The sequence below is a fragment of the Blastococcus tunisiensis genome (genome assembly GCF_900112815.1).
In the GTDB taxonomy this organism is placed as follows: domain Bacteria; phylum Actinomycetota; class Actinomycetes; order Mycobacteriales; family Geodermatophilaceae; genus Blastococcus_B; species Blastococcus_B tunisiensis.
Window position 1 is genome coordinate 123,507 of the sequence record NZ_FOND01000010.1, and the last position, 20,665, is coordinate 144,171.

At 74.6% G+C, this 20,665-nt stretch carries 20 protein-coding genes; 8 read left to right on the forward strand and 12 right to left on the reverse strand.

All coding sequences use genetic code 11. The features are described from left to right. Positions 1–122: 122 nt before the first annotated feature. The 4 genes from BM142_RS14065 (at position 123) to BM142_RS14080 (ending at position 4,014) form a co-directional block, all read left to right on the forward strand. Positions 123–1,160, forward strand: coding sequence for a tripartite tricarboxylate transporter substrate-binding protein (locus BM142_RS14065; RefSeq protein WP_092199848.1), 1,038 nt, complete (start codon positions 123–125; stop codon positions 1,158–1,160). Positions 1,161–1,270: 110 nt separating this feature from the next. Beyond that, positions 1,271–2,002, forward strand: a complete 732-nt coding sequence (locus BM142_RS14070) for an isochorismatase family protein (RefSeq protein ID WP_092199851.1) — start codon at positions 1,271–1,273, stop codon at positions 2,000–2,002. A gap of 48 nt (positions 2,003–2,050) precedes the next feature. Continuing rightward, positions 2,051–2,461: a universal stress protein gene (locus tag BM142_RS14075; RefSeq protein WP_139228886.1), complete on the forward strand. Its 411-nt coding sequence runs from the start codon at positions 2,051–2,053 to the stop codon at positions 2,459–2,461. A 224-nt stretch (positions 2,462–2,685) separates the two neighbouring features. After that, positions 2,686–4,014, forward strand: a complete 1,329-nt coding sequence (locus BM142_RS14080; RefSeq protein ID WP_175527271.1) for an MFS transporter — start codon at positions 2,686–2,688, stop codon at positions 4,012–4,014. A gap of 25 nt (positions 4,015–4,039) precedes the next feature. Here BM142_RS14080 and BM142_RS14085 read toward each other — a convergent pair whose 3' ends face one another. The 4 genes from BM142_RS14085 to BM142_RS14100 are packed head-to-tail and all read right to left on the reverse strand — an operon-like array spanning position 4,040 to position 6,762. Next, positions 4,040–4,630 (reverse strand): nitrile hydratase subunit alpha, encoded by a 591-nt coding sequence (locus BM142_RS14085; RefSeq protein WP_092199858.1) that lies wholly within the window; start codon positions 4,628–4,630, stop codon positions 4,040–4,042. Beyond that, positions 4,627–4,911, reverse strand: a complete 285-nt coding sequence (locus tag BM142_RS14090; protein ID WP_092199861.1) for an SH3-like domain-containing protein — start codon at positions 4,909–4,911, stop codon at positions 4,627–4,629. The genes BM142_RS14085 and BM142_RS14090 overlap by 4 nt, the downstream gene beginning before the upstream one ends. Further along, positions 4,904–5,224, reverse strand: a complete 321-nt coding sequence (locus tag BM142_RS14095; RefSeq protein ID WP_092199864.1) for an SH3-like domain-containing protein — start codon at positions 5,222–5,224, stop codon at positions 4,904–4,906. The genes BM142_RS14090 and BM142_RS14095 overlap by 8 nt, the downstream gene beginning before the upstream one ends. Next, positions 5,221–6,762, reverse strand: coding sequence for a bifunctional 3-(3-hydroxy-phenyl)propionate/3-hydroxycinnamic acid hydroxylase (locus BM142_RS14100; RefSeq protein ID WP_092200053.1), 1,542 nt, complete (start codon positions 6,760–6,762; stop codon positions 5,221–5,223). Before BM142_RS14100 ends, BM142_RS14095 begins: the two co-directional genes overlap by 4 nt. Before the next feature lie 148 nt (positions 6,763–6,910). Here BM142_RS14100 and BM142_RS14105 point away from each other — a divergent pair, with 148 nt between their 5' ends. The 3 genes from BM142_RS14105 (at position 6,911) to BM142_RS14115 (ending at position 10,088) form a co-directional block, all read left to right on the forward strand. Next, positions 6,911–8,038 (forward strand): NDMA-dependent alcohol dehydrogenase, encoded by a 1,128-nt coding sequence (locus tag BM142_RS14105; protein WP_092199868.1) that lies wholly within the window; start codon positions 6,911–6,913, stop codon positions 8,036–8,038. Positions 8,039–8,172: 134 nt separating this feature from the next. Continuing rightward, positions 8,173–9,066: an AAA family ATPase gene (locus BM142_RS14110; RefSeq protein WP_254790933.1), complete on the forward strand. Its 894-nt coding sequence runs from the start codon at positions 8,173–8,175 to the stop codon at positions 9,064–9,066. A gap of 83 nt (positions 9,067–9,149) precedes the next feature. Continuing rightward, positions 9,150–10,088 (forward strand): vWA domain-containing protein, encoded by a 939-nt coding sequence (locus tag BM142_RS14115; protein ID WP_254790935.1) that lies wholly within the window; start codon positions 9,150–9,152, stop codon positions 10,086–10,088. A 20-nt stretch (positions 10,089–10,108) separates the two neighbouring features. On the opposite strand, the gene BM142_RS14120 is transcribed toward BM142_RS14115, so the two are convergent. The 5 genes from BM142_RS14120 to BM142_RS14145 form a co-directional block, all read right to left on the reverse strand. Further along, positions 10,109–10,768, reverse strand: coding sequence for a LolA-like protein (locus BM142_RS14120; RefSeq protein ID WP_092199871.1), 660 nt, complete (start codon positions 10,766–10,768; stop codon positions 10,109–10,111). A 429-nt stretch (positions 10,769–11,197) separates the two neighbouring features. Then, entirely contained in the window at positions 11,198–12,319 is a 1,122-nt protein-coding gene (locus BM142_RS14130; RefSeq protein WP_092199874.1) for an XdhC family protein, read from the reverse strand. Between the two features lie 35 nt (positions 12,320–12,354). Continuing rightward, the gene (locus BM142_RS14135) at positions 12,355–13,452 is read right to left on the reverse strand and encodes a vWA domain-containing protein (RefSeq protein WP_254790937.1); all 1,098 of its coding nucleotides are present in this window, start codon (positions 13,450–13,452) and stop codon (positions 12,355–12,357) included. A gap of 79 nt (positions 13,453–13,531) precedes the next feature. Next, entirely contained in the window at positions 13,532–14,446 is a 915-nt protein-coding gene (locus tag BM142_RS14140; RefSeq protein ID WP_254790939.1) for an AAA family ATPase, read from the reverse strand. A 96-nt stretch (positions 14,447–14,542) separates the two neighbouring features. Then, entirely contained in the window at positions 14,543–15,364 is an 822-nt protein-coding gene (locus BM142_RS14145; protein ID WP_092199883.1) for a DUF2382 domain-containing protein, read from the reverse strand. A gap of 341 nt (positions 15,365–15,705) precedes the next feature. Here BM142_RS14145 and BM142_RS14150 point away from each other — a divergent pair, with 341 nt between their 5' ends. Continuing rightward, on the forward strand, positions 15,706–16,515 hold the full coding sequence (locus BM142_RS14150) for a DUF3097 domain-containing protein (protein ID WP_092199886.1): 810 nt from the start codon (positions 15,706–15,708) through the stop codon (positions 16,513–16,515). Between the two features lie 98 nt (positions 16,516–16,613). Here the strand turns inward: BM142_RS14150 and BM142_RS14155 are convergent, their stop codons facing one another. Genes BM142_RS14155 through BM142_RS14165 form a run of 3 tightly spaced genes read right to left on the reverse strand, consistent with a single transcriptional unit; the run spans position 16,614 to position 20,595 of the window. Continuing rightward, positions 16,614–19,292: an FtsX-like permease family protein gene (locus BM142_RS14155; RefSeq protein WP_092199889.1), complete on the reverse strand. Its 2,679-nt coding sequence runs from the start codon at positions 19,290–19,292 to the stop codon at positions 16,614–16,616. Then, the gene (locus tag BM142_RS14160) at positions 19,289–20,017 is read right to left on the reverse strand and encodes an ABC transporter ATP-binding protein (protein ID WP_092199892.1); all 729 of its coding nucleotides are present in this window, start codon (positions 20,015–20,017) and stop codon (positions 19,289–19,291) included. Before BM142_RS14160 ends, BM142_RS14155 begins: the two co-directional genes overlap by 4 nt. Then, positions 20,014–20,595 (reverse strand): PadR family transcriptional regulator, encoded by a 582-nt coding sequence (locus tag BM142_RS14165; RefSeq protein ID WP_092199895.1) that lies wholly within the window; start codon positions 20,593–20,595, stop codon positions 20,014–20,016. The genes BM142_RS14160 and BM142_RS14165 overlap by 4 nt, the downstream gene beginning before the upstream one ends. Positions 20,596–20,665 lie beyond the last annotated feature (70 nt).

Below are 20,665 nucleotides of genomic sequence, written 5' to 3' on the forward strand. Positions count from 1 at the left end.
GGCGTGCCCGGTGGACGGCATGCACAGCCGCACGACGCCGATGGACCGACGCCCGCTCCGGCGGTCCCACTCCACCGGCCAGCACCAGCATCCGCACTGCCACCCGAGCCAAGGAGAACGTCATGACCCACAGGCCGTTGACCGCTCTGCGCCGCACCGGCGGAGCCGTCGTGCTCGTCGCCGCCCTCGCCGCCTGCGGGCAGGACGCCGACGCGACCGGGGACGCCGCGGCCGCGAAGTTCTACGAGGGCGAGAATCTCGACTTCGTGGTTCCCTACGACGCCGGTGGCGGCTACGACGTCTACGCCCGCGCCATGGCGCCCTACCTGGGCGAGTGTCTCGGGGCCGAGGTCGTCGTCCGCAACGAGCCCGGTGCCGGAAGCCTGCTCGCCACCAACACGACGGCCAAGGCCGGGCCGGACGAGCGCCGGATCCAGATCACCAACTCGGTCGGCACGACCAGCGCGCAGATCGCGGGCGCCGACGGCGTCATGTTCGACATGTCGGAGTTCTCGATCATCGGTCGGGTGGCGACCGCTCCGGACACCGTCGCCGTGGCCACCGACGGGCGGCTGACCTCGTTCCAGGACATGATCGACTCCGAGGAGACGGTCCGCTTCGCCGCCACCGGCCCCGGCAGCAACGAGTACATCGCGGCCAGCGTGCTGTCGGCCATCTACGGCTTCCCGATCGAGGTCGTCACCGGCTTCGGCGGTTCGGGTGAGGCCCGCCTGGCGGTCATCGCCGGTAACGCCGACGCCCACGCCAGCACCTGGGACAGCGTGCTCGGCCCGGTGGAGAGCGGCGAGGTCGAGGCCGTCGTCGTGGCCAGCGACGAGCCGGTGGAACTGCTTCCCGACACGCCGGTCGTGACCGACTTCGTCCCCGAGTCCGACGAGGGCAAGGAGCTGCTCGACGACCTGGTGGCGCTCGAGACCCTCGGCCGCGGGCTGGTGGCGCCCCCCGGCCTCCCGGAGGACCAGCTGGCCGAGCTCCGTGAGGGCTTCGAGTGCGCCACCAGCAACGAGGACCTGATCCAGGAGCTGGACCAGCAGCAGCGCCCGATCGACGTCCTGACCGGCGACGAGTACCTGGAGCTGCTCGAGTCCGTCCTCGACACCTCGCCGGAGTTCGCCGCGGTGCTGAAGGACTCCTTCTGAGTTGAGACACGGCGGGTGCCGGCGCTCTCGTCGCCGGCACCCGCCGCACTGTCCTCCCGTTCCCCCGGCCGGCGCCCCCTCCCGGCCCTCGCCACCCTGAGGTGCTGTCCATGTCGTCGACGACGGAGGCTCTCGACGCGTTCGAGGACCACTGCTGGCGGGACGTCGTCCCGGCCGAAACCCTGGAGGTCTACCGCGCCTACCGGCGCGAGACCCGGATCGTCGGCCGTCCCGCGGTGCTGGCCGTCGACCTGTTCAGCGGCGTGTTCCCCGACGGGCCAGTGTCACTGGCCGAGGCCGTCGCCCGGAACCCGCGCAGCTGCGGCCCCGCTGCCTGGGCCGCGCGGGCGCCGATCGCCGCCCTGCTCGACCACGCCCGCAGCCGTGACGTCCCGGTTCTGTTCAGCACGCAGGACCCCGAGACCTCCCGCGCGACCCACCGCCCCCCGTCGTCGCGCGATGCAGCGGACCTGGCTCTCGACCCCGCCTTCGGGCCCCGTTCCGGCGAGCTCCTGGTCCCGAAGCGGCGCGCCAGCGTCTTCTTCGAGACCGGCCTGGCCGAGCACCTGACCCGGCTGCGGATCGACACGCTGGTCCTCTCCGGGGAGACCACGAGCGGTTGTGTCCGGGCGACAGCGGTCGACGCCTACTCCCACGGCCTGCACGTGGTCGTGGTCGAGGAGGCGGTGTTCGATCGGAGCCCCCTCAGCCACAAGGTCAGCCTCTTCGACCTGCACCACAAGTACGCCGACGTCATGACGCTCGCGCAGTTCGAGGAGGCCCTCGACGCCGCCCTGCCGAGCACCCCGGCGAGCCAGGCTCACCGGTCCGCACAGCACTGACGCCGTCGCCGACGGCGTGATCCCACGAGTCCAGGGAGCGAATACCGCGTGTTCACCGACATCCTCGTCGCACTCAAGGAGAACCAGCCACACCAGCCCCTGCTGGAGCTGGCGAAGAAGGTGGCGCCCAGCCCGGCGCGCGTGCATCTGGTCACCCTGGTGCGGGTCGGGACGGACGACGACGAGCTCCAGCGGCTCAGGCGGACGGAGCGGAGCCTCGGCCAGCTGGTCGAGTCCCTGGCGGCCGAGGGCTACGACGCGTCCTACGAGGCCGGCATCGTGGCCGTCAGCGCGGCGGTGGACCTGGTCCGGATCGCCGGGACGCGCGAGGTCGAGCTGATGGTCATCGGGCTCGCCAAGCGCACGCGGGTGGGCAAGGCCCTGATGGGCAGCGACGCCCAGCGGATCCTGCTCAGCGCCGACTGCCCCGTCCTGGTCAAGCAGCTGCACGGGATGTAGCCGCCCGACTCCGGGCCGTACAGTCCCGACCAGAGCCGAGGGGCACTCCGCCATCCACGCCACACTGCCCGCGCAGGGCACCGAACGGGTCCGGGAGGATCGTGCTCTCGCGCTCGGACACCTCGGCCGACCGGCGGCGTGCCCGCCGTCGGGGAGCTCGCCGTCCGACGACCGCGCCGTCCCGGTTCGGACGACACCGGGCCGTCGACCTGGGGCCACGCCTGGTGCTCCCCCTCTGCGCCGGCGCAGTGCTGAACCCGGTCAACTCCACGGTGATCGCCACCGCGTTGTCACCGATCGGCAGCGATCTCGGCGTCGGCTCCGCGGCGACGGCATGGCTGGTGGCGGTCATGTACCTGGCGAGCGCGATCGGCCAGCCGGTCGCCGGCCGGCTGGCCGACCAGTTCGGCCCGCGCCGGGTGTTCCTCGCCGGCGGCATGCTGGTGGCGACGGCCGGCGTGCTGGGTGCGCTGGCGCCGACCTTCGCGTGGCTGGTGGCCTCGCGTGCCCTGGTCGGTCTCGGCACCGGCGCGGCGTATCCGGCGGCGATCGCGATGCTCCGGGAGCAGGCCGACCGGCTGGGTGTGCCCACCCCGCCCCGCACCCTGGGCCTGCTCAGCACGGTGAGCCTGGTGACGCTCACCGTCGGCCCTCCGCTGGGTGGTGTCCTCGTGGACACGATCGGGTGGCGGGCCGTGTTCGCGATCAACGTGCCGCTCGGCCTGGCCGTCACCGCCCTGGGCTTCCTCCTGCTCCCGCGCTCACGACCACGGGTCCGGACGGTGGCGGCATGGCGGCTGCTCGACCTGCCGGGGACCGCGCTCTTCGGCGGAGCTGTCGCTCTCTTCCTGCTGATCACGATGGAGCTGCCGCGTCCGCCGGTCCAGGTCCTGCTCGGATTCGCGGCCTGCGTCGTGCTCCTCGTCCTGGTCGAGCTCCGAGCGCGAACGCCGTTCATCGATCTCCGCATGCTCGCCTCGAACCCCGCTCTGGTCATCGCCTATCTGCGGGTCTTCGTCACCTTCCTCGTCGTCTACGGGGTGCTCTTCGGGCTCACCCCGTGGCTCCAGGACAGCCGTGGGCTCTCCGCGAGCACGGCCGGGCTGGTGCTCCTGGGCATGTCCGCGGTCGCGGCGACCGCATCCTTCGTCGGGGTCCGCGGTCGCCGCCTGATCGGGCCGCTGCTCGTGGGGGCGCTCGGTCTGCTCGCCGGAAGCGCGGGGATGCTCCTGCTGCACGCCGACTCCCCGATCGCCCTGCTCGTGCTGGTCTCAGCGGTGTTCGGCCTGCCGAACGGTCTCGGTCTCGTCGCGAACCAGGTGCTCGTCTACCGGGCGGCGCCCGCCGACCAGGTGGGTGCCGCTGCGGGCCTGTTCCGTACGGCGCAGTACACCGGCGCGATGACGGCCACGGGCGTGGTCGCCCTCGCCTACGTCGACGGCGCCAGTGACTCCGGGCTCCAGCTTCTCGGCTGGGTGTCCGTCGGGACCGGAGCCCTCCTGATCGTGCTCACGGTCGCCGATCGGGGCCTTCGCCGGCACATCCGGGAATGACGCCGGCGCCCGCGCGCGGCACGGATCAGACGAGGGCGGTGCCGATGAGGCCGGTGCGCGTGACGAGGGCGGCCAGCTCCGCCTCGTCGAGCCCGTCGGTGCCCTCGGGGCGGCGGGGCAGGACCATGTAGCGGGACTCGGCGCTGGCGTCCCAGACGGTGATCCGGACGTCGGCAGGCAGGTCCACGCCGAACTCCGCCAGGATGCCGCGCGGGTCCCGGACGACCCGGGCCCGGTAGGCATCGCTCTTGTACCAGCTCGGCGAGGGGCCCAGCAGCGCTGTCGGGTAGCAGGAGCAGAGGGTGCAGACCACGACGTGGTGCTCCTCGGCAGTGTTGGCCACCACCTTCAGGCGCAGTTCGGAAGCGCCCCCGCCCATGGAGAGCGCCAGTTCCCGGATGGCCGAGTTCGCATCGGTGAGCAGTCGTTCGCGAAAGGCCGGATCGGTCCATGCCCGCGCCACGATGCGGGCACCGTTGAGCGGGGTACCGCCGGCGAGCAGGTCGTCGATGCGACGGTCGACCTCGCCGGGAGCGATCACGCCGTGCCGTTCCAGCAGGCTCTCGATGTGCCGGACCCGCTCGGCGATCGCGGCGCTGGGATGGTGGCCGCTCATCGTGCTGCCGTTCCCAGCGGCTCGAGGTAGTCCTGCCACAGCTCGACGGTGACCGCGTGGTCGCCGCTCCCGAACAGGTCGCCGGCGCGGAAGCGGACGTGGTAGACCGGCTGCGGCTCGCCCGGCAGCCCGCGCGCCCGGTCCTCGGCCAGAGGGTGGTCACCGGCCCGTTCCACGATCTCGCCCACCGCACCGCGGGCGTAGCGGGGAAGGCGCGTGTGCCCGGCTGGATCCAGCGTTCTCGTGCGGACCCGGTCGCCCGGAGAGAAGCTCTCACTCATCGGCGGGTCCCCGCTGGGCCGTGGCATCCTGCCCGCCGGCCACCTCATCGGGCGTGAGGACCCCCTTCTCCACCAGCAACGTGGAGACGGCGGCGAACCATCGCTCGTAGTAGGACGCAGCCAGGTACTCCGCCGGCGGCATCCGCTCGATGGCGTCCCGGAACTCGTCCCGGTTGTAGACGCCCTGGCGGATCAGCAACGCGTTCAGCGCGTGCAGGTGGGCCTCCCAGTCGGCGTGGAAGGGCGGCTCGTCGGGCTCCACCACCACCGCGGAGAAGCCGACCATGCCGCCGATGTCGTTGATCCGGCTCACATCACCTTTCTACCGCCCGTCGGCGTGCGCGGACGCACCAGGTCGGACGCCGCTGCGCGACCACTGCCGATGAGCCGGCGGCCGGCGGCCGCGGCGACGATCCGGTCGGGGCGCACCAGCACCGAGCCTCCTCGGAGCCACCGGTCCAGCTCGGCCGACGTCACCTCCCCCGGCCCGTCGCCGGTCCGCAGGACACGGGGCTCCGGAGCGCCGCGGAGGGTCGGGAGCGGGCCCCCGGCGGACAGCACCACCCAGCCCTGGCCGAGGACGTCGTCCAGCCGGCAGGGGCGCCCGTCGACGAGCACCTCCGGCTGCGGGACCAGCGTGCCGGCCAGTCGGCGGCCCGCCCGGCCGCGACGCTCGACCAGGGGCCCGCGCCGCAGCGGCGGGGTCCGGCTGTCGGTCGCCAGCCGGGCCACGGCGGGGATCCGCCGGACGGCGGCCAGCACAGCGCGGCGGAGGACGTCGCCACCCCGTCCGCCGCCGGTCATGAGCCCGCCGAGCAGCTGGGCCACCCGGACCAGCGCGCGGGCGTGCGGCTCGCGCTCGGCCTGGTAGGTGTCCAGCAGCGCGTCGTCGTCGCCCTCCAGGACCGCGGCGAGCTTCCAGGCCAGCTGGTGGGCGTCGCGCAAGCCCGACCCGAGCCCCTGGCCGATGAACGGCGGGGACAGGTGCGCGGCGTCGCCGGCCAGCAGCACCCGCCCGTGCCGCCAGCGGTCGGCCACCTGCGCCCGGAAGGTGTACTCCACCGCCCGCACGACCTCGACGGCAGCCGGGTCGACCGGCGCCAGCAGGTCGGCGAGCCGGTCGGGCGTGGTCGCGTCCTCGACCGTCTCGCCGGGTGCCAGCCGGGCCTCCCAGCGGTACCGGTCGCCGGTGACCGGCATGAAGGTCGCAGGACGCCGCGCGTCGCACACCTGGTGCGCCCCCGGCCAGACCGGCAGCGCGACCGGTGAACGGACGTCGAGCACCAGCCATCGGTCGGCCGGTCCCAGGTCCCGCATCGAGGCCCCGATGAGGTCGCGCACGGTGCTGTTCGCGCCGTCGCACCCGAGCACGGCGACCGCCCGGACGGACCGGTCCGGCCCGCCGTCGGGCGCCCGGACCGTGACGGTGACCCCACCCTCGGCCTGGCCGAGCCCGGACACCTCCGCCCCCCGCTCCACGGTGATGCGCGGGTGGGCTGCGGCTTCGTGGGCGAGCACCTCCTCCAGGTCCGGCTGGTGGATCAGCGAGCCCTGTGGCCAGCCGTGCACCCCGGCGTCCGGGTGGCGGGCGAACTCCGCCAGGACCCGGTGCGTGCGGTCGAGCAGCCGCAGGCCGGCCAGCGGCCGGGACCGGGCCAGGACGGCGTCGGCCACGCCCGCCGCCTGCAGCACGCGGAACACCTCGTCGTCCAGGTGCACCGCCCGCGGCAGCGGATAGGGCTCCGGGTGCTTCTCCAGCACCAGCACGTCGATCCCCCGCCGGGCGAGCAGCAGCGCCGCCGTCAACCCCACGGGCCCGGCGCCGACCACGACCACCGGGACGCCGGACACCTCGCCATCCTCGCCGAGGGCCGCCGTGCGTTGCATCGCGGAGGGGTGAACGTTGCATGCCCTTCCGTCGATGTGATGTGCGCCATACGGTGCGCCTCAGGCGTACGCGTTCGCGCACGCCCGAGCAGCCCTCAACGAGGAGGCACCTGTGCCCGTGAACACCCGCGGCGCGATCATGCGCTCCGCCCCCGGCCAGTGGGAGGTCACCGACCTGGTCGTCGACGACCCGCGGAGCGGGGAGCTCCAGGTCAAGCTGGCCGCCTCCGGGCTGTGCCACTCGGACGACCACGTGGCGACCGGCGACATCCCGGTCGGCCACTACCCGTTCCTCGGCGGCCACGAGGGCGCCGGCGTGGTCACCGCCGTGGGCCCGAACACCCCCGGCTTCGCCGAGGGCGACCACGTGGTCTTCTCCTTCCTCCCCGGCTGCGGCCGCTGCCGGTACTGCGCCAACGGCCAGCAGTACATCTGCGACTCCGGCGCCAACCTCCTCATGGGCTCCCGCTGGGACGACGCGGAGAGCTTCCGCGTCCAGACCTCCGACGGCACCGACGTCGGCCAGATGTGCGGGCTCGGCACCTTCGCCGAGGTGACGACGGTCGACGTCCGCTCGACGGTCAAGATCCCCGACGACATCCCGCTCGACGTCGCCTGCCTGGTCGGCTGCGGCGTCGGCACCGGCTGGGGGACGGCGGTGCAGGCGGGTGAGGTCCGCCCGGGCGACACGGTGATCGTCATGGGGGTCGGCGGCATCGGCATCAACGCGGTCCAGGGGGCGGCGCACGCCGGCGCCAGCCACGTCGTCGCCGTCGACCCGGTGGCCTTCAAGCGCGAGAAGGCGATGGAACTGGGCGCCACCCATGCCTTCGAGAGCATCGAGGAGGCCGCGGAGTTCGGCCGCAGCGTCACCAACGGGCAGGGCGCGGACAAGGTGCTGATCACCGTCGGCGTGCTCAAGGGCGAGCACGTGGCCCAGGCGGTCGAGGCGATCGGCAAGGGCGGGCGCGTCGTCATCACCGGCCTCGGCGACCTGACCGACGTGGGCATCCCGATCAACCCCAGCATGCTGGCGCTGTTCACCAAGGAGATCCGCGGGGCGCTGTTCGGGGACCAGAACCCCAGCGCCGACATGCTGAAGATGCTGCGGCTCTACCAGGAGGGCAAGATCAAGCTCGACGAGCTGATCACCAAGCGGTACAAGCTGGACGACATCAACCAGGGGTACGCGGACCTGCACGCGGGCACGAACCTCCGCGGCGTGATCATCTACGACTGAAGAAGGGCCACCCCTCCCCCCACGCCTCGCGGGCTCGGCGCGGGCCCCCGAGGGATGGCCGTTCCAGAACGTGACTGTCCGGGGTGTCACCGGTCGCGGTGGCACCCCGGATCTGCCTGTGAGCAGGAGGATCGGTGAACACCACCCGCACGGCCGGGCACCTGGACGTCGGCGGGATGGTGCGGCTGGCCCGCGACCGCGTGGTCGCCCGCATCCGGGAGGCCGAGGTGGTCGCGGCCGCGCTCTCGGCCGGCCGCAACGTCGTCCTCGAGGGCCCGCCCGGCACGGGCAAGACGACGTTGCTGCGCTCGCTGGCCGACGGTGCCGGCGCCCCACTGGTCCTCGTGGAGGGCAACGCCGAGCTCACCCCCACCCGCCTGGTCGGCCACCACGACGCCTCGCGGGTGCTCACCGAGGACTACCGGCCGGAGAACTTCGTCCCCGGACCGCTGACCCGGGCGATGACGGAGGGCGCGCTCCTCTACGTCGAGGAGTTCAACCGGGTCCCCGAGGAGACGATGAACGTCCTGCTCGGCGTCCTGTCCGAACGCGAGATGCACGTCCCCCGGTTCGGCCGGGTGACCGCCCGGCCGACCTTCCGGCTGGTCGCCGCGATGAACCCGTTCGACGCGGTCGGCACCGCCCGGGTCACGCCGGCGCTCTACGACCGGTCGTGCCGGGTCGCCATGGGCTACCAGGACGAGGCGGCCGAACTCGCCGTCGTCAGCACGGTCACCGACGGGCCGCGAGACCTCGTCGCCCGGGCGGTGCGCGCGGTCCGGATCACCCGCGACCACCCGGAGCTGCGGATCGGGGCCTCGGTGCGCGGCGCGATCGACACCGTGCTGATCGCGGTCGAGCTCGGCACCGTGCGGGACACCGCGCCGCTGGAGGAGACGACCGGCCTGGACGCCGCGCTCGCCGCGCTGACCGGGAAGGTGACCCGGGGGGACGGCGTCGCCCGCCCGGTCGAGGACGTCGTCACCGACATCTGGCGGCGGGCGGGTGAGGAGCTGGGAAAAGCCTGACGCCCGAGGCGCCCGATCCGGGGCCCGGGCCGCCGGGGCCCACGGGGCCGGGGACCGAGCCGCCCGGCGGGTCGCCGCCGAAGGTGGTCAGCGATCCCGCCGAGGTCGAGGAGCTGCTCCGCTCCCACGGCGCCCGGCGGGCGAGCCGCGACCAGCTCTCCCGCAGCAATCCGGACTTCGACGCGGTCTCGCCGCAGGCCGGCGAGCTCGACGCCGCGGCCGTGGCCGACCTCGCCGCCCGCGACCCCGACGCGGCGGCCCGGGTACTGGCCGCCGCCGCCCGGGCGTTCGACCCGGCGCTCCGTGCCGCCGCGCGGACGCTGGCCGCCCGCCTGCCCGTCGGCACTCCGCGCAGCGGGACGCCGGACCGCGCCGGCACCAGCCGGATGGTGACGCGGCAGGAGTCCACGGGCTCCGACATCGACCTCGACGCGACCCTGGCCGCGCGCGGCGCCGAGCCGCACTGGCGCGCCGAGCACCTGCACACCCGCGGCTGGCGGTCCACCGGCCGGGCCGTCGTGCTGCTGGTCGACGCCTCCGGCTCGGTCGCCGGCGACGAGCTGGCCACCGCCGTCCTGACCGCCTCGGCGCTGGTGCAGCGGATGCGGCCGGGCGACGAACTGGCCGTCGTCGCGTTCTGGTCGCGGGCCGTGGTGCTGCGCCCGCTCTCCGCCGACCCCCGGGTCGACCTCGTCGTCGACCGGCTCTGCGACCTGCGGGGCGGCGGCACCACCGACCTCGAGCTGGCCCTGCGCACGGCCGCGGCGCAGCTCGCCCGTGCCCGGGCGGCCGACCGGCAGGTGCTGCTGCTGTCGGACGGGCTGCCCACCGAGAGCCCCGACCCGGTGGGCGCCGCCTCCGAGCTGGCCCGCATCCCCGCCCGGCTGCAGGTGCTGGCCCTCTCCGCCGAGGAGGGGGCGCGCGCCTCCTGCGCGGCCCTGGCGGCGGCCGGCGGCGGGCGGGTCGCCGCCCTGCACCGGCCGAGCCAGGCGCCGTCCGCGGTGCGGGAGCTGCTTGGCTGACTGCGCGGCCGACCGGGTCGTCAGCCGCCCATGAGGTCGTTGAGGTCCAGCGCGTCCTCGGGAGCGCTGATCTCCTCCGTCTCACCGAACCGGCTGAACGTGATCGTGCCGGTGCCCTCGCCGGTCATCTCCAGCGGGTAGGCCTCGTCGGAGTCGGCGACGGTGAGCGAGCTGCCGTCCTCCTGCTCGACGACGACGACGTCCTCGCCGTCGAGCTCGTCGCTGCGGACCTCGTCCTGGACGGGGCTCTCGGGGTTGCGCAGCTGGTCGACGAAGCCGGCCAGGGAGAACTCCTGGAACTCGCCGGCCGCCTCGTCGGGCAGGATCACCCACTGGTCCTCGAAGAGGGCCGACATCTCCTCGGGCAGGCCCGAGGCCGCCCAGAACTCCGGGGTGCCCTTGATGTAGAGGGTGCCGTCGACGCCCAGGAGCTCCATCTCCGCCCCGTCCATCGACAGCGTGCCGGTGAGGTCGTCCCCCTGCAGGTGCAGGTCGACCTCGCCCTCCTGGCCGTCCTGGTCGACGGCGCCGGCGATGTGCACCGAGCCGGCCTCCTCGAGGGCGTCGGCGGCGGCGGTCACGACCTCGCTGCCGGTCTTGCCCTCCAGCGGGCTGCCCCCGCAGGCGGTCAGCAGGAGGGCGGTGGCGGCGAAGGCCGCGGTGAGCTGGGGAGCGCGCATGGCAGAGGTCCTCCGGACCGGTTCCCGGAACTGAGTGGTCCGGCCTCGGACATCCTGCGGCCCGCGCCCGCGCTCCCCGGGCTGGCCGGGGCTCACGGCGTGTCGCCTGCCTCCGCGTGTCGGCCCCGCACCGGGCGGACGGCGACCCCGGCGCGCGCCGGGTCCAGAGGGACGGCGCTGCGCAGCAGCGCGGGCCCGACCCGGAGGGCGCCGTTCCCGAGCGGGGCGCAGCGGATGCCGCCGCGCCCGCGCATGCCACGGTGCGCTCCCGGCGCCAGCGCCACGTCCATCCACGCGCAGGGGTTGGCCGGCCGGCGTAGCGGTGCACCGGCGCGGCGAGCAGGCCGACGATCTCCACCTCGTAGCGGTACGGCCCCGTCCAGGGGCCCGCCGCGAGCCTGCGAGTGGTGGGGAGGACGGGGTCCTTTCTCAGCGGTCGGCCGTGCGGTGGATCGGGCCCTCGATCCCGGCCAGCCGCTCCCCCGTGCCGCCCCACCGGCCGGCGATGATCTCGGCCGCGATGGAGACCGCGGTCTCCTCCGGCGTCCGCGCACCGAGGTCGAGGCCGATCGGAGAGGACAGCCGCGCGATCTCCTGCTCGCCCAGACCGGCCTCGCGCAGCCGCGCCTCGCGCTCCTCGTGGGTGCGCCGCGAGCCCATGGCCCCCACGTAGGCGACCGGGATGCGCAGCGCGACCTCCAGCAGCGGGACGTCGAACTTGGGGTCGTGGGTCAGCACGCAGAGCACCGTGCGCTCGTCGATGCGGCCGGCGTCCACCTCGGCCTGCAGGTAGCGGTGCGGCCACTCGACGATCACCTCGTGGGCGTCGGGGAACCGCTTGGGGGTGGCGAACACCGGCCGGGCGTCGCAGACGGTCACCCGGTAGCCGAGGAAGGCACCCACCCGCGCGACGGCCGCGGCGAAGTCGATCGCGCCGAAGACCACCATGCGGGCCGGGGGAGCGAAGGAGTTCACGAACAGCGTCAGGTCGTCCCCGCGGCGCTCGCCGTCGTGGCCCACGTGCAGGAGGCCGGTGCGGCCGGCCACGAGCATCCCGCGGGCGTCGGCGGCGACGGCGTCGTCCAGCCGTTGCAGGCCGAGCGTGCCCGACGCCCGGTCGGGCCACAGCACCAGCCGCCGGCCGAGCCGGTCGTCGGGGCCCTTGACCACGGTGACCACGGCGACCGGCTCATGCCGGGCCACCGATTCGGCCACCTCGCCGAGCTCCGGGAAGGACTCCCGCGAGATCGACTCGACGAAGACGTCGAGGATGCCGCCGCAGGTCAGCCCGACGGCGAACGCGTCGTCGTCGCTGACCCCGTAGCGCTCCAGCGTCGGCACGCCGGTCTCGACGGCGTCCTTGGCCTCCTCGTAGACCGCGCCCTCGACGCAGCCGCCGGAGACGCTGCCCACCGCCGTGCCGTCGGGGCCGACGAGCATCGAGGCGCCGGCCGGCCGCGGCGCGGACCGCCAGGTGCCGACCACCGTGCCCATGCCGACGGTCTCCCCCGCCTGCCACCAGCCGACCAGGTCCTCAAGGACGTCACGCATGGAACGGCTCCTTCCGCCGGGATCGAGCTGCTCGTTCAGGCATGCTGGATCACTCCCGTCAGCTCCTCGAACGCGGCCATGCTGTGCCCCGAGACGAAGTGGTCGACCGACGGCAGCGCCGCCTGCATCCCGCCGGTGAGCGGCTCGTACCCCGACCGCCCCTTGTGCGGGTTCACCCACACCACGGCGTGCGCGAGGCGTCGCAGCCTGGCCATCTGCTCGCCCAGCAGCTCCGTCCCGCCCCGCTCCCACCCGTCGCTGCACACGATCACGACCGCCCCGCGGGCGGTGCCGCGCTGCCCCCACCGGTCCAGGAACGCCTTGAGCACCTCGCCCAGCCGGGTGCCGCCGGACCAGTCGGGGATGGCCGAACCGCTGGCGGCCAGCGCCCGGTCGGGGTCGCGCAGCCGCATCTCCCGGGTCACCCGGGTCAGCCGCGTCCCGATGGTGAACACCTCGGTGGACGACGGCCGCGCCCGGACCGCGGCGTGCGCGAAGCGCAGCAGGGCGTCGGCGTAGGGCGCCATCGACCCGGAGACGTCGACCAGCAGGACGACGCGCCGCGGACGGTCCTGCCTGCGGTGGTGCAGCAGCCGGGTGACCTCGCCCCCGCTGCGCAGCGCCCGCCGGACGGTCCGCGCCTGGTGGACCGCGCCCTGCGCGTTCGGGCGGCGTCGCCGGGACGGGCGCACGGGGGTCGCCGGCGCCAGGAGGGCGAACAGCCGCCGCAGGTGCGCGCGCTCGGCCGGGGTCAGCTCCGCCACGTCCCGGTGGCGCAGCACCTCGTCGGCGCTGGCCTGCACGGCGAGGTCGGGCGCCTCGGTCTCCTCGTCGCCGCCGTCCCCCGGGCCCTCCTCCAGCGGGGCCGATGCCGCGAGCTGGATCTCCGGCTGCCCGGCCGTCCGCGGCGCGCGCGGCCGCTCACCGGAGAAGTACACGGCGAAGGCGGCGTCGTAGCGGTCCAGGTCGTCGGGGCCGCTGCAGAGGGTCAGCCGGCCGGCCCAGTAGACGGCGCCGGGGTCGAGGACGTCGAGCGAGCCCAGCGCCTGGAGCATCGCCTCGACGCGGTCCGGTGACGCCGGCACCCCGGCGTGCCGCAGCGTCCGGGCGAACCCGAGCACCGTGTCGACCACATCCCGGTGAGGTGCTGGAACGGCCCCGTCCAGAGGCTCGCCGCGAGCCTGCGAGCGGTGAGGGGGACGGGGTCCTTCATCAGCCACCGAAGATCGCCCCCTTGGCCAGGGACTGCACCCGTTCGGTGTCCTCGCGGTACTTGAGCACCGCGCCCAGGGTGCGGGCCGCCAGGTCCGGGTCGAGGTCCCGGGCGCCGAGCGTGTGCAGCGCGGTGGCCCAGTCCATCGATTCCGCGATGCCCGGCGGCTTGAGCAGGTCCAGGGTGCGCAGCGTCGCCGTCGCCCGGGCCACCTCGCGGGCCAGCTGCTCGGTGACGTCCGGCAGCCGGCGGCGCAGGATGGCCACCTCGCGGTCGAAGTCGGGGTGCTGCAGCCAGTGGTAGAGGCACCGGCGCTTGAGGGCGTCGTGCACCTCGCGGGTGCGGTTGGAGGTGAGGACGACGAGCGGCGGCGTCGTGGCCCGCACCGTGCCGAGCTCCGGGATGGAGATGGTGAAGTCCGACAGCACCTCGAGCAGGAATGCCTCGAACTCGTCGTCGGCCCGGTCCACCTCATCGACCAGGAGCACGCTGGGCGAGTCCTCGAGGGCCTGCAGCAGCGGGCGGGCGAGCAGGAACCGCCGGTCGTAGAGCGAGGCCTCCAGCGACTCGGTGTCGGTGGTGGCGTGCGCGGCCTCGGCGGCCCGCAGGTGCAGCAGCTGGCGGCCGAAGTCCCAGTCGTAGAGGGCCTGGCTGGCCTCGAGGCCCTCGTAGCACTGCAGCCGGTAGATCGGCCGACCGGTGATCTGCGCCAGCGCGTGGGCCAGCGCGGTCTTGCCGACGCCCGCCTCGCCCTCGAGGAACAGCGGCCGGTGCATGACCAGCGCCAGGTAGGCGGCGGTCGCCAGCCCCTCGTCGGGCAGGTAGCCGGTGCGCTCGAGGGCAGCCGCCAGCTCGTCCGGGCCGGGAAATCCGGCGGGGTCGGCGGCGATCGGCGCGACGGTGGGCTCGCTCACACCCCCGAGCATCTCACCTGCATGGAGAACGGCGGCCGGCCGAGTCCCGTCCTCGGCCGGCCGCCGCCGTCTGGGGCTCCCGTCAGGAGCCGTTGCTCACCTGCGGCCGTCGCGGTCGCGGGTGTCGCCGTCGACCTCGATCTCTTCCTTGCGCAGCCCCTCGCTCACCTGGGTCTGCTCGGTGACCTCGGTCTTGTCCAGGCGGACGCGCTCGACCGGCACGGCCTCCTTCTCGACGACCGGGGTCTCGGCGTGGAGCACGACCTCGTGCTCCTCCTCGGAGATGGCCGGCCCGTCCATGGCCTTGCCGGCGTTGGCCTCCGTGATGGGCTCGCGCTCGAGGCGCACCTCCTCGTGCGACGTGGGCACGGTCTCGGTGACGTTCTCGGTGACGACGTACTTGCGCAGCCGGGCGCGGCCGACCTCCTGCGAGCGGGTGCCCACGTTGAGGCGCTCCTCCGACAGCGTCATGGCGTCGTCGGTGGTCGGACCGGAGGTGTCGTGGCCGACGGTGCCGGTCTCGGTGCGGCCGGTGTCGGCCATCCCGGTCCCGGCGACCCCGGTCGTGGTCTCCGTCGTCGTCATGGGCTGCGCCATGTCGGTGCCGGTGCCCATGCCGTAGTAGCGGTACAGCTCCTGCTCCTCCTGCGGGGAGAGGTGCCCGTCGGTGTCGATCTTCGGCGCGTCCTTCACCCGGTCCTTGCTCACCGGTACGCGGACGCCGTCGTCGGTGAGGTTCGCGTCGCGGATCGGGACGAACGACTCCTTGGTGCCGAACATGCCGGTGCGCACGGTGACCCACTCGGGCTGGCCGGTCTCGTCGTCGAGGTAGACCTCCGAGGCCGAGCCGATCTTCTCGCCGGACTCGTCGTAGACGTCCTGGCCGATCACGCGGCTGATGGTGTCGGTACCGATCATCGTCGTTGCGCTCCTATCTCTGCACGAGGTTGGTGCGGTCACGTCCATGGGTGACCGACACCGGGGAGGCGAAACGATCTCGACCGTTCCGCCACGCCCGGGCGCGGGATCGCTCCCCGGGGGTCAGCGCGTGACGTTCCGACACGGCTACCGCTCCCGACGGGCCGTGGTCCCTGGTCACGACGACGCGGGGAGCGCACCGACCGCACCGATTGCCGGATGCAACTGTCGTTCGGGGTCGACCACGCTGCGTGACGGGAGCCGGGTCGCGGCGTGTCGCGGGTGCGCTCCGTCGGCGCGCCTGCCCCTTGCGGGCGGCACCGCGTGCATAGCGTCGGGAGGTGCCTCCCCGCTCGCCGTACGACAACCTCGTCCACCCGCGCACGGTCAAGAAGCCGGTCCCCCAGGTCGAGGCGGAGAAGGACCTCGTCGTCGAGGACCCGAGCTCCGGCTTCGTGGGCGCCGTGGTGCGCTGCGAGAAGGACGTCGTCCACCTCGAGGACCGCTTCGGCCGGACCCGCGGCTATCCACTGGGCCCCGGCTTCTGGGTGGACGGCCGGCCGGTGGTCCTGGTGCGCCCGAAGCACGCGACCCCCTCGGCGCCGACGCGCAGCGCCTCGGGCTCCACCTACGTGGCCAACGCCCGCGCCCGGGTCGCCCGCGAAGGGCGCATCTACGTCGAGGGCAAGCACGACGCGGAGCTGGTCGAGAAGGTCTGGGGCCACGACCTGCGGATCGAGGGCGTCGTCGTCGAGCCGCTGCACGGCGTGGACGACCTGCCCGGCATCGTGCGGGAGTTCCGCCCCGCCTCGGGCCGGCGCCTCGGCGTCCTGGTCGACCACCTGGTGCGCGGATCGAAGGAGTCCCGGATCGCCGAGCAGATCACCGGCGACCACGCCCTCGTCGTCGGCCACCCGTTCATCGACATCTGGCAGGCCGTGAAGCCGTCGGTCGTCGGGATCAAGGCCTGGCCGACCGTGCCGAAGGGCGAGGACTGGAAGACCGGCGTCTGCCGCCGGCTGGGCTGGGAGGACGACACCGGCTACGTGTGGGCGCAGCGCATCCTCGCCCGCGTGCGCACCTGGACCGACCTGGAGCCGACCCTCATCGGCCGGGTCGAGGAGCTCATCGACTTCGTCACGACCGACTGACCGCCCATCCATGATCAGGTTCCCTGATCATGGCGCGTCCTCCCCCGCCGCCCACCGTGGGGGAGGAGGCCGCGCGGTGAGGGAGGACGTCGCTCGGCTCACCCGGACAGCCGCCGGGCCATCGGCAGCCGCGAGCGGACGACGATCCCGGTGACCGCCACGGCCAGCAGCGGGACGCCGACGCCGACGGCCCCCAGCACGTCCCACGGGATGTCGAGCACCGGGTCCGCGCCGCCGCCGTAGTCGGTGCTGGTGAGCGGCACGGCCACCGCGATGCCGGGTGCCAGCCCGACGGCCACCCCGAGGAGCGCTCCCCCGCCACCGACGACCACCGCCGAGGCCATGGCCATGGACCGGCGGGTGCGCGGCGAGGCGCCCACCGCGGCGAGGGTGGCGAAGTCCGGCCGGGCATCGGTGAGCGCCAGGCCGGTGGCGGTGAGCGTGGCGATGAGCACGAGAGCACCGCCGACACCGACCAGGATCAGCCGGGGAAGGGCGAGGCTGTCCTGCCAGCCGCGCTCGACCTGGATCCCGCCCTCGCCGCCGGCGACGGCGCCCAGGGCCTCGTCGATCCGCCGCTCCTCGGCCTCGGTCACCGGGTCGTCGGGGCCGCCGGTCAGCACGGCCGTCGTCCCCACGGGCAGCGGGAGCTCCCCGGCCAGCGACGGCGGGACGACGACGAGCGCCGGCACGTCCACGCCCCGCGCCCCGGCCTCGGGCAGGGGCACCTGGACCGCCGGCAGCTGCACCGTCTCCGGCTCCGACGCCGGCGAGCGGGACACGGTGTGGCCACCCTGGAGGTCGAACCGGACGCCGACCAGGGTCAGCCGCCCCGCGTCGTCCACGGCGCCCGCCCCGAACACCGCGGCGCGCCCGGAGTCGAGGGCGTCGTACACCTCGTCCGGCAGCTCGGTGGTGCTCGCCGCCCGCAGGGCCACCGGGTCGGCGACCAGCAGCTCCCCCGTCGTCGTCAGCACCGAGGTCGCGTCCCGCGGGTACCAGCGGCAGTCGAGGGCGTCGCCGGTGCACCCGTCCGCCAGGGCGAACACCTCGTCCTGCGTGCCCGTGTTCGTCCAGACGTTGCCCTGCAGCCGGTGCACCGGTCGGCCGGGCGACTCGCGGGCCAGGACGGACACCACGGCATCCCAGTCCGCCTCCGTCATCTGCCCGTTCCCGTAGAGCTGGCCGGCGCCCAGCGGTGCCGCGGCGACGTAGTCCCGCCGCGCCTGGGCGCTGTCGCTCGCGCTGCCGATCGCCAGTGCGGTGACGCCGGCGACGGTGGCCATCACCGCCGCGACCGCCGGTGCGGTTCGGCTGCGGTTGCGGGTCGCGTCGCGCACGGCCAGCCGGCCGGAGACCGGCAGCCACCGCGCCAGCGGGGCGAGCAGGCCGACCAGCCACGGCGTGGCCACCACGATGCCGACGACCAGCAGCACCGCACCACCGGCGACGGCCAGTTCCGCGCCTCGGGCGCCCAGGACGACGAGGGCCAGCCCGGCGGCGGCCAGCACCAGGCCGGCCAGCGGCGAGCGCCAGGACGTGCGCACCTGGCCGCGCCGCCCGGCCAGGGCGTCCACGACCTCGGTGCGGGCCGCCTGGCGCGCCGGGAACCAGGCGGCGGCGAGGCCCGCCACCAGGCCCACCCCCACGGTGAGGAGCACGTCGACGACCGGCACCTCGAACGGACCGAACACCAGGTCGCTGCGGGCCTCGAGCACCGGGACGGCGGCCGCGGCCAGCCCGATGCCGGCGGCCGCGCCGAGCACCGCCGCGCCACCGCCGAGCACCACCCCGTTGGCGAGGATGATCCGGCGCAGGTCCCCGGCCGAGCCGCCGGCGGCACCGACCAGCGCGAGGTCGCGGCGCTGCCGGCGGACGCCGACGGCGAACGCCGGGCCGGCGAGCAGCACCACCTCCAGGACGAGGGACGCCACGACGAGCGAGAGCACCGCGGTCTCGGCCGCGCCGTTCCCGCCGTCGCGGTAGCCCACGTCAGCCGCCGGCAGCCAGGCCGACTCCGGTGGCGGGTCGGCGGCCACCGCGCGGGACAGCACCGCCAGCCCCTGCTCGTTGAGCGCCTGCACGGCCGGCCAGTCGAGGCCGCCGGGCACGGTCGCGTAGAACCGGCTCCGCGGATCGCCGAGAAGCCCGGCGTCCGCCGCGGGCAGCACCACGAACTCGCCCGAGCGCTCCGGCCACCGGACCACGCCGACCACCTCGGCCGGCACGTCGTCCCGGGTGAGCCGGGCCTCCTCCCCCAGGCCGCTGCCGCGCTCCACCACCTGCCGGGTCACCGCGATCTCGCCGGCGCGCTCGGGCAGCCGGCCCTCCAGCAGCTCGAACCGGCCCTCGGTCATCGGGTCCGCGGTGTCCTCGGCGTAGCCGTCGACGCGGGCGTAGCCCCCGTCGGTGCCGAGGTAGAGCCAGCCGGTCACGCTCTCGACCACGCGCGCAGCGTCCGGCAGCGCCCCGGCCACCTCCTCGGCGGTCCACGGCGGATCCGCGGGCGCGGCCTTCGCCCACACGACGCCGGTGGCCGGGTCGACGGAGATGGCCTCCCGGGACTCACCGCTGATCCGCACGTCGGCGCCGCCCAGCGCCGCGGGCAGGGCCTCGGCCGCGTCCACCTCCGAGGTCCGGTACAGCGTGTCGCCGCCGGTGATGGCCAGGACCGGCAGGCCGACCATGAGGAGGACGAGCAGCGTCCGGCCCTTGTGCCGCAGGGCGTCGCGGCGGGCGATCCGCAGCGCCAGGCGCCAGCGCGGGAGCCGGCTCACGCCCCACCGCCCGCGGCGAGCAGCGTCTCCGCCCCGGCGGCCGGGCCGCTCTGGTCCACCACGACGCCGTCCCGGAGGAACACCACGCGGTCGGCCCAGGCCGCGTGCCGCGCCTCGTGCGTGACCAGGACTCCGGCGGCACCGGCCTCGCAGCGGGCCCGGAGGATCCGCAGCACCTCCTCACCGGTGGTGGAGTCCAGCGCACCGGTGGGCTCGTCGGCCAGCAGCAGCCGGCGCGGGCCGACCAGCGCGCGGGCGATGGCCACCCGCTGCTGCTGCCCCCCGGACATCTCGTCGGGGAACCGCCCGGCCAGCGCCCCCATCCCCACCTCGTCGAGCGCCTCCCGGGCGGCACGCCGCGCCATGCTGCCGCGGGTCCCGTCCAGCTCGAGCGGCAGCGACACGTTCTCCAGCGCCGACAGGGAGGGCAGCAGGTTGAGGTCCTGGAAGACGTAGCCCACGCTGCGCCGGCGCACCGCCGCGACCTGGGCCGCCGACAGGGTGGCGAGATCCCGGTCCTCGACGAGCACCCGGCCCGACGTCGGGCTGTCCAGCCCGCCCGCGACGTGCAGCAGGGTCGACTTGCCCGACCCCGAGGGCCCCATCACCGCGACCAGCTCGCCGGCGTGCACCGCCAGGTCCACCCCCCGCAGCGCGTGCACGGTCTCGCCGCCCTGCACGTGGTCGCGGGTCACGCCGGCGAGCAGCAGCACCGGGGCGCTCATCGCCGGGCCGCCGGACCGGTCGGGGCCGACGACGTCTCGACGGCGGTGTTCTGCGGGCGGCGGGCCGCGGCCCGGGCTACCCGCGCCTCGCAGTGGTCCAGCCAGCGGATCTCGGCCTCCGCGCGGAAGACCATCGAGTCCAGGACCAGCGACCAGGCCAGGTCGTCCTCGGCCGCGCGGACCTTGAGCCGGGTGAACTCCTGCATCGCGGTCATCGTCGAGGTGCGCTGGGTCTGCACCACCGAGAGGACGTCGACCCCCGGAGTGGTGACCGCCAGCGCCAGCTTGATGGCGAGCTCGTCACGGGGTGCCGCCTTCTGGTTCACCGGCGAGCCGAACCAGGCCCGGACCTCGTCGCGGCCCTGGTCGGTGAGCCGGTAGGCGATCCGTCCCTCGGTATCCGGGACGCCGTCCTGGGCGACGAGCCCGTCGCGCTCGAGCCGGGCGAGGGTCGTGTAGACCTGCCCGACGTTCAGCGGCCAGGTCGCGCCCGTCGCCGCGTCGAACTCCGCGCGCAACTGGTAGCCGTGGCTGGGTCCGCGCTCGAGGAGGGCCAGCAGGCCGTGTCGGATGGACATGGATACGGAGTATGCATACTCCGTATCCATGTGCCAAGTTCCGCAACCGGCGCGTCTTGCACATGGCCAA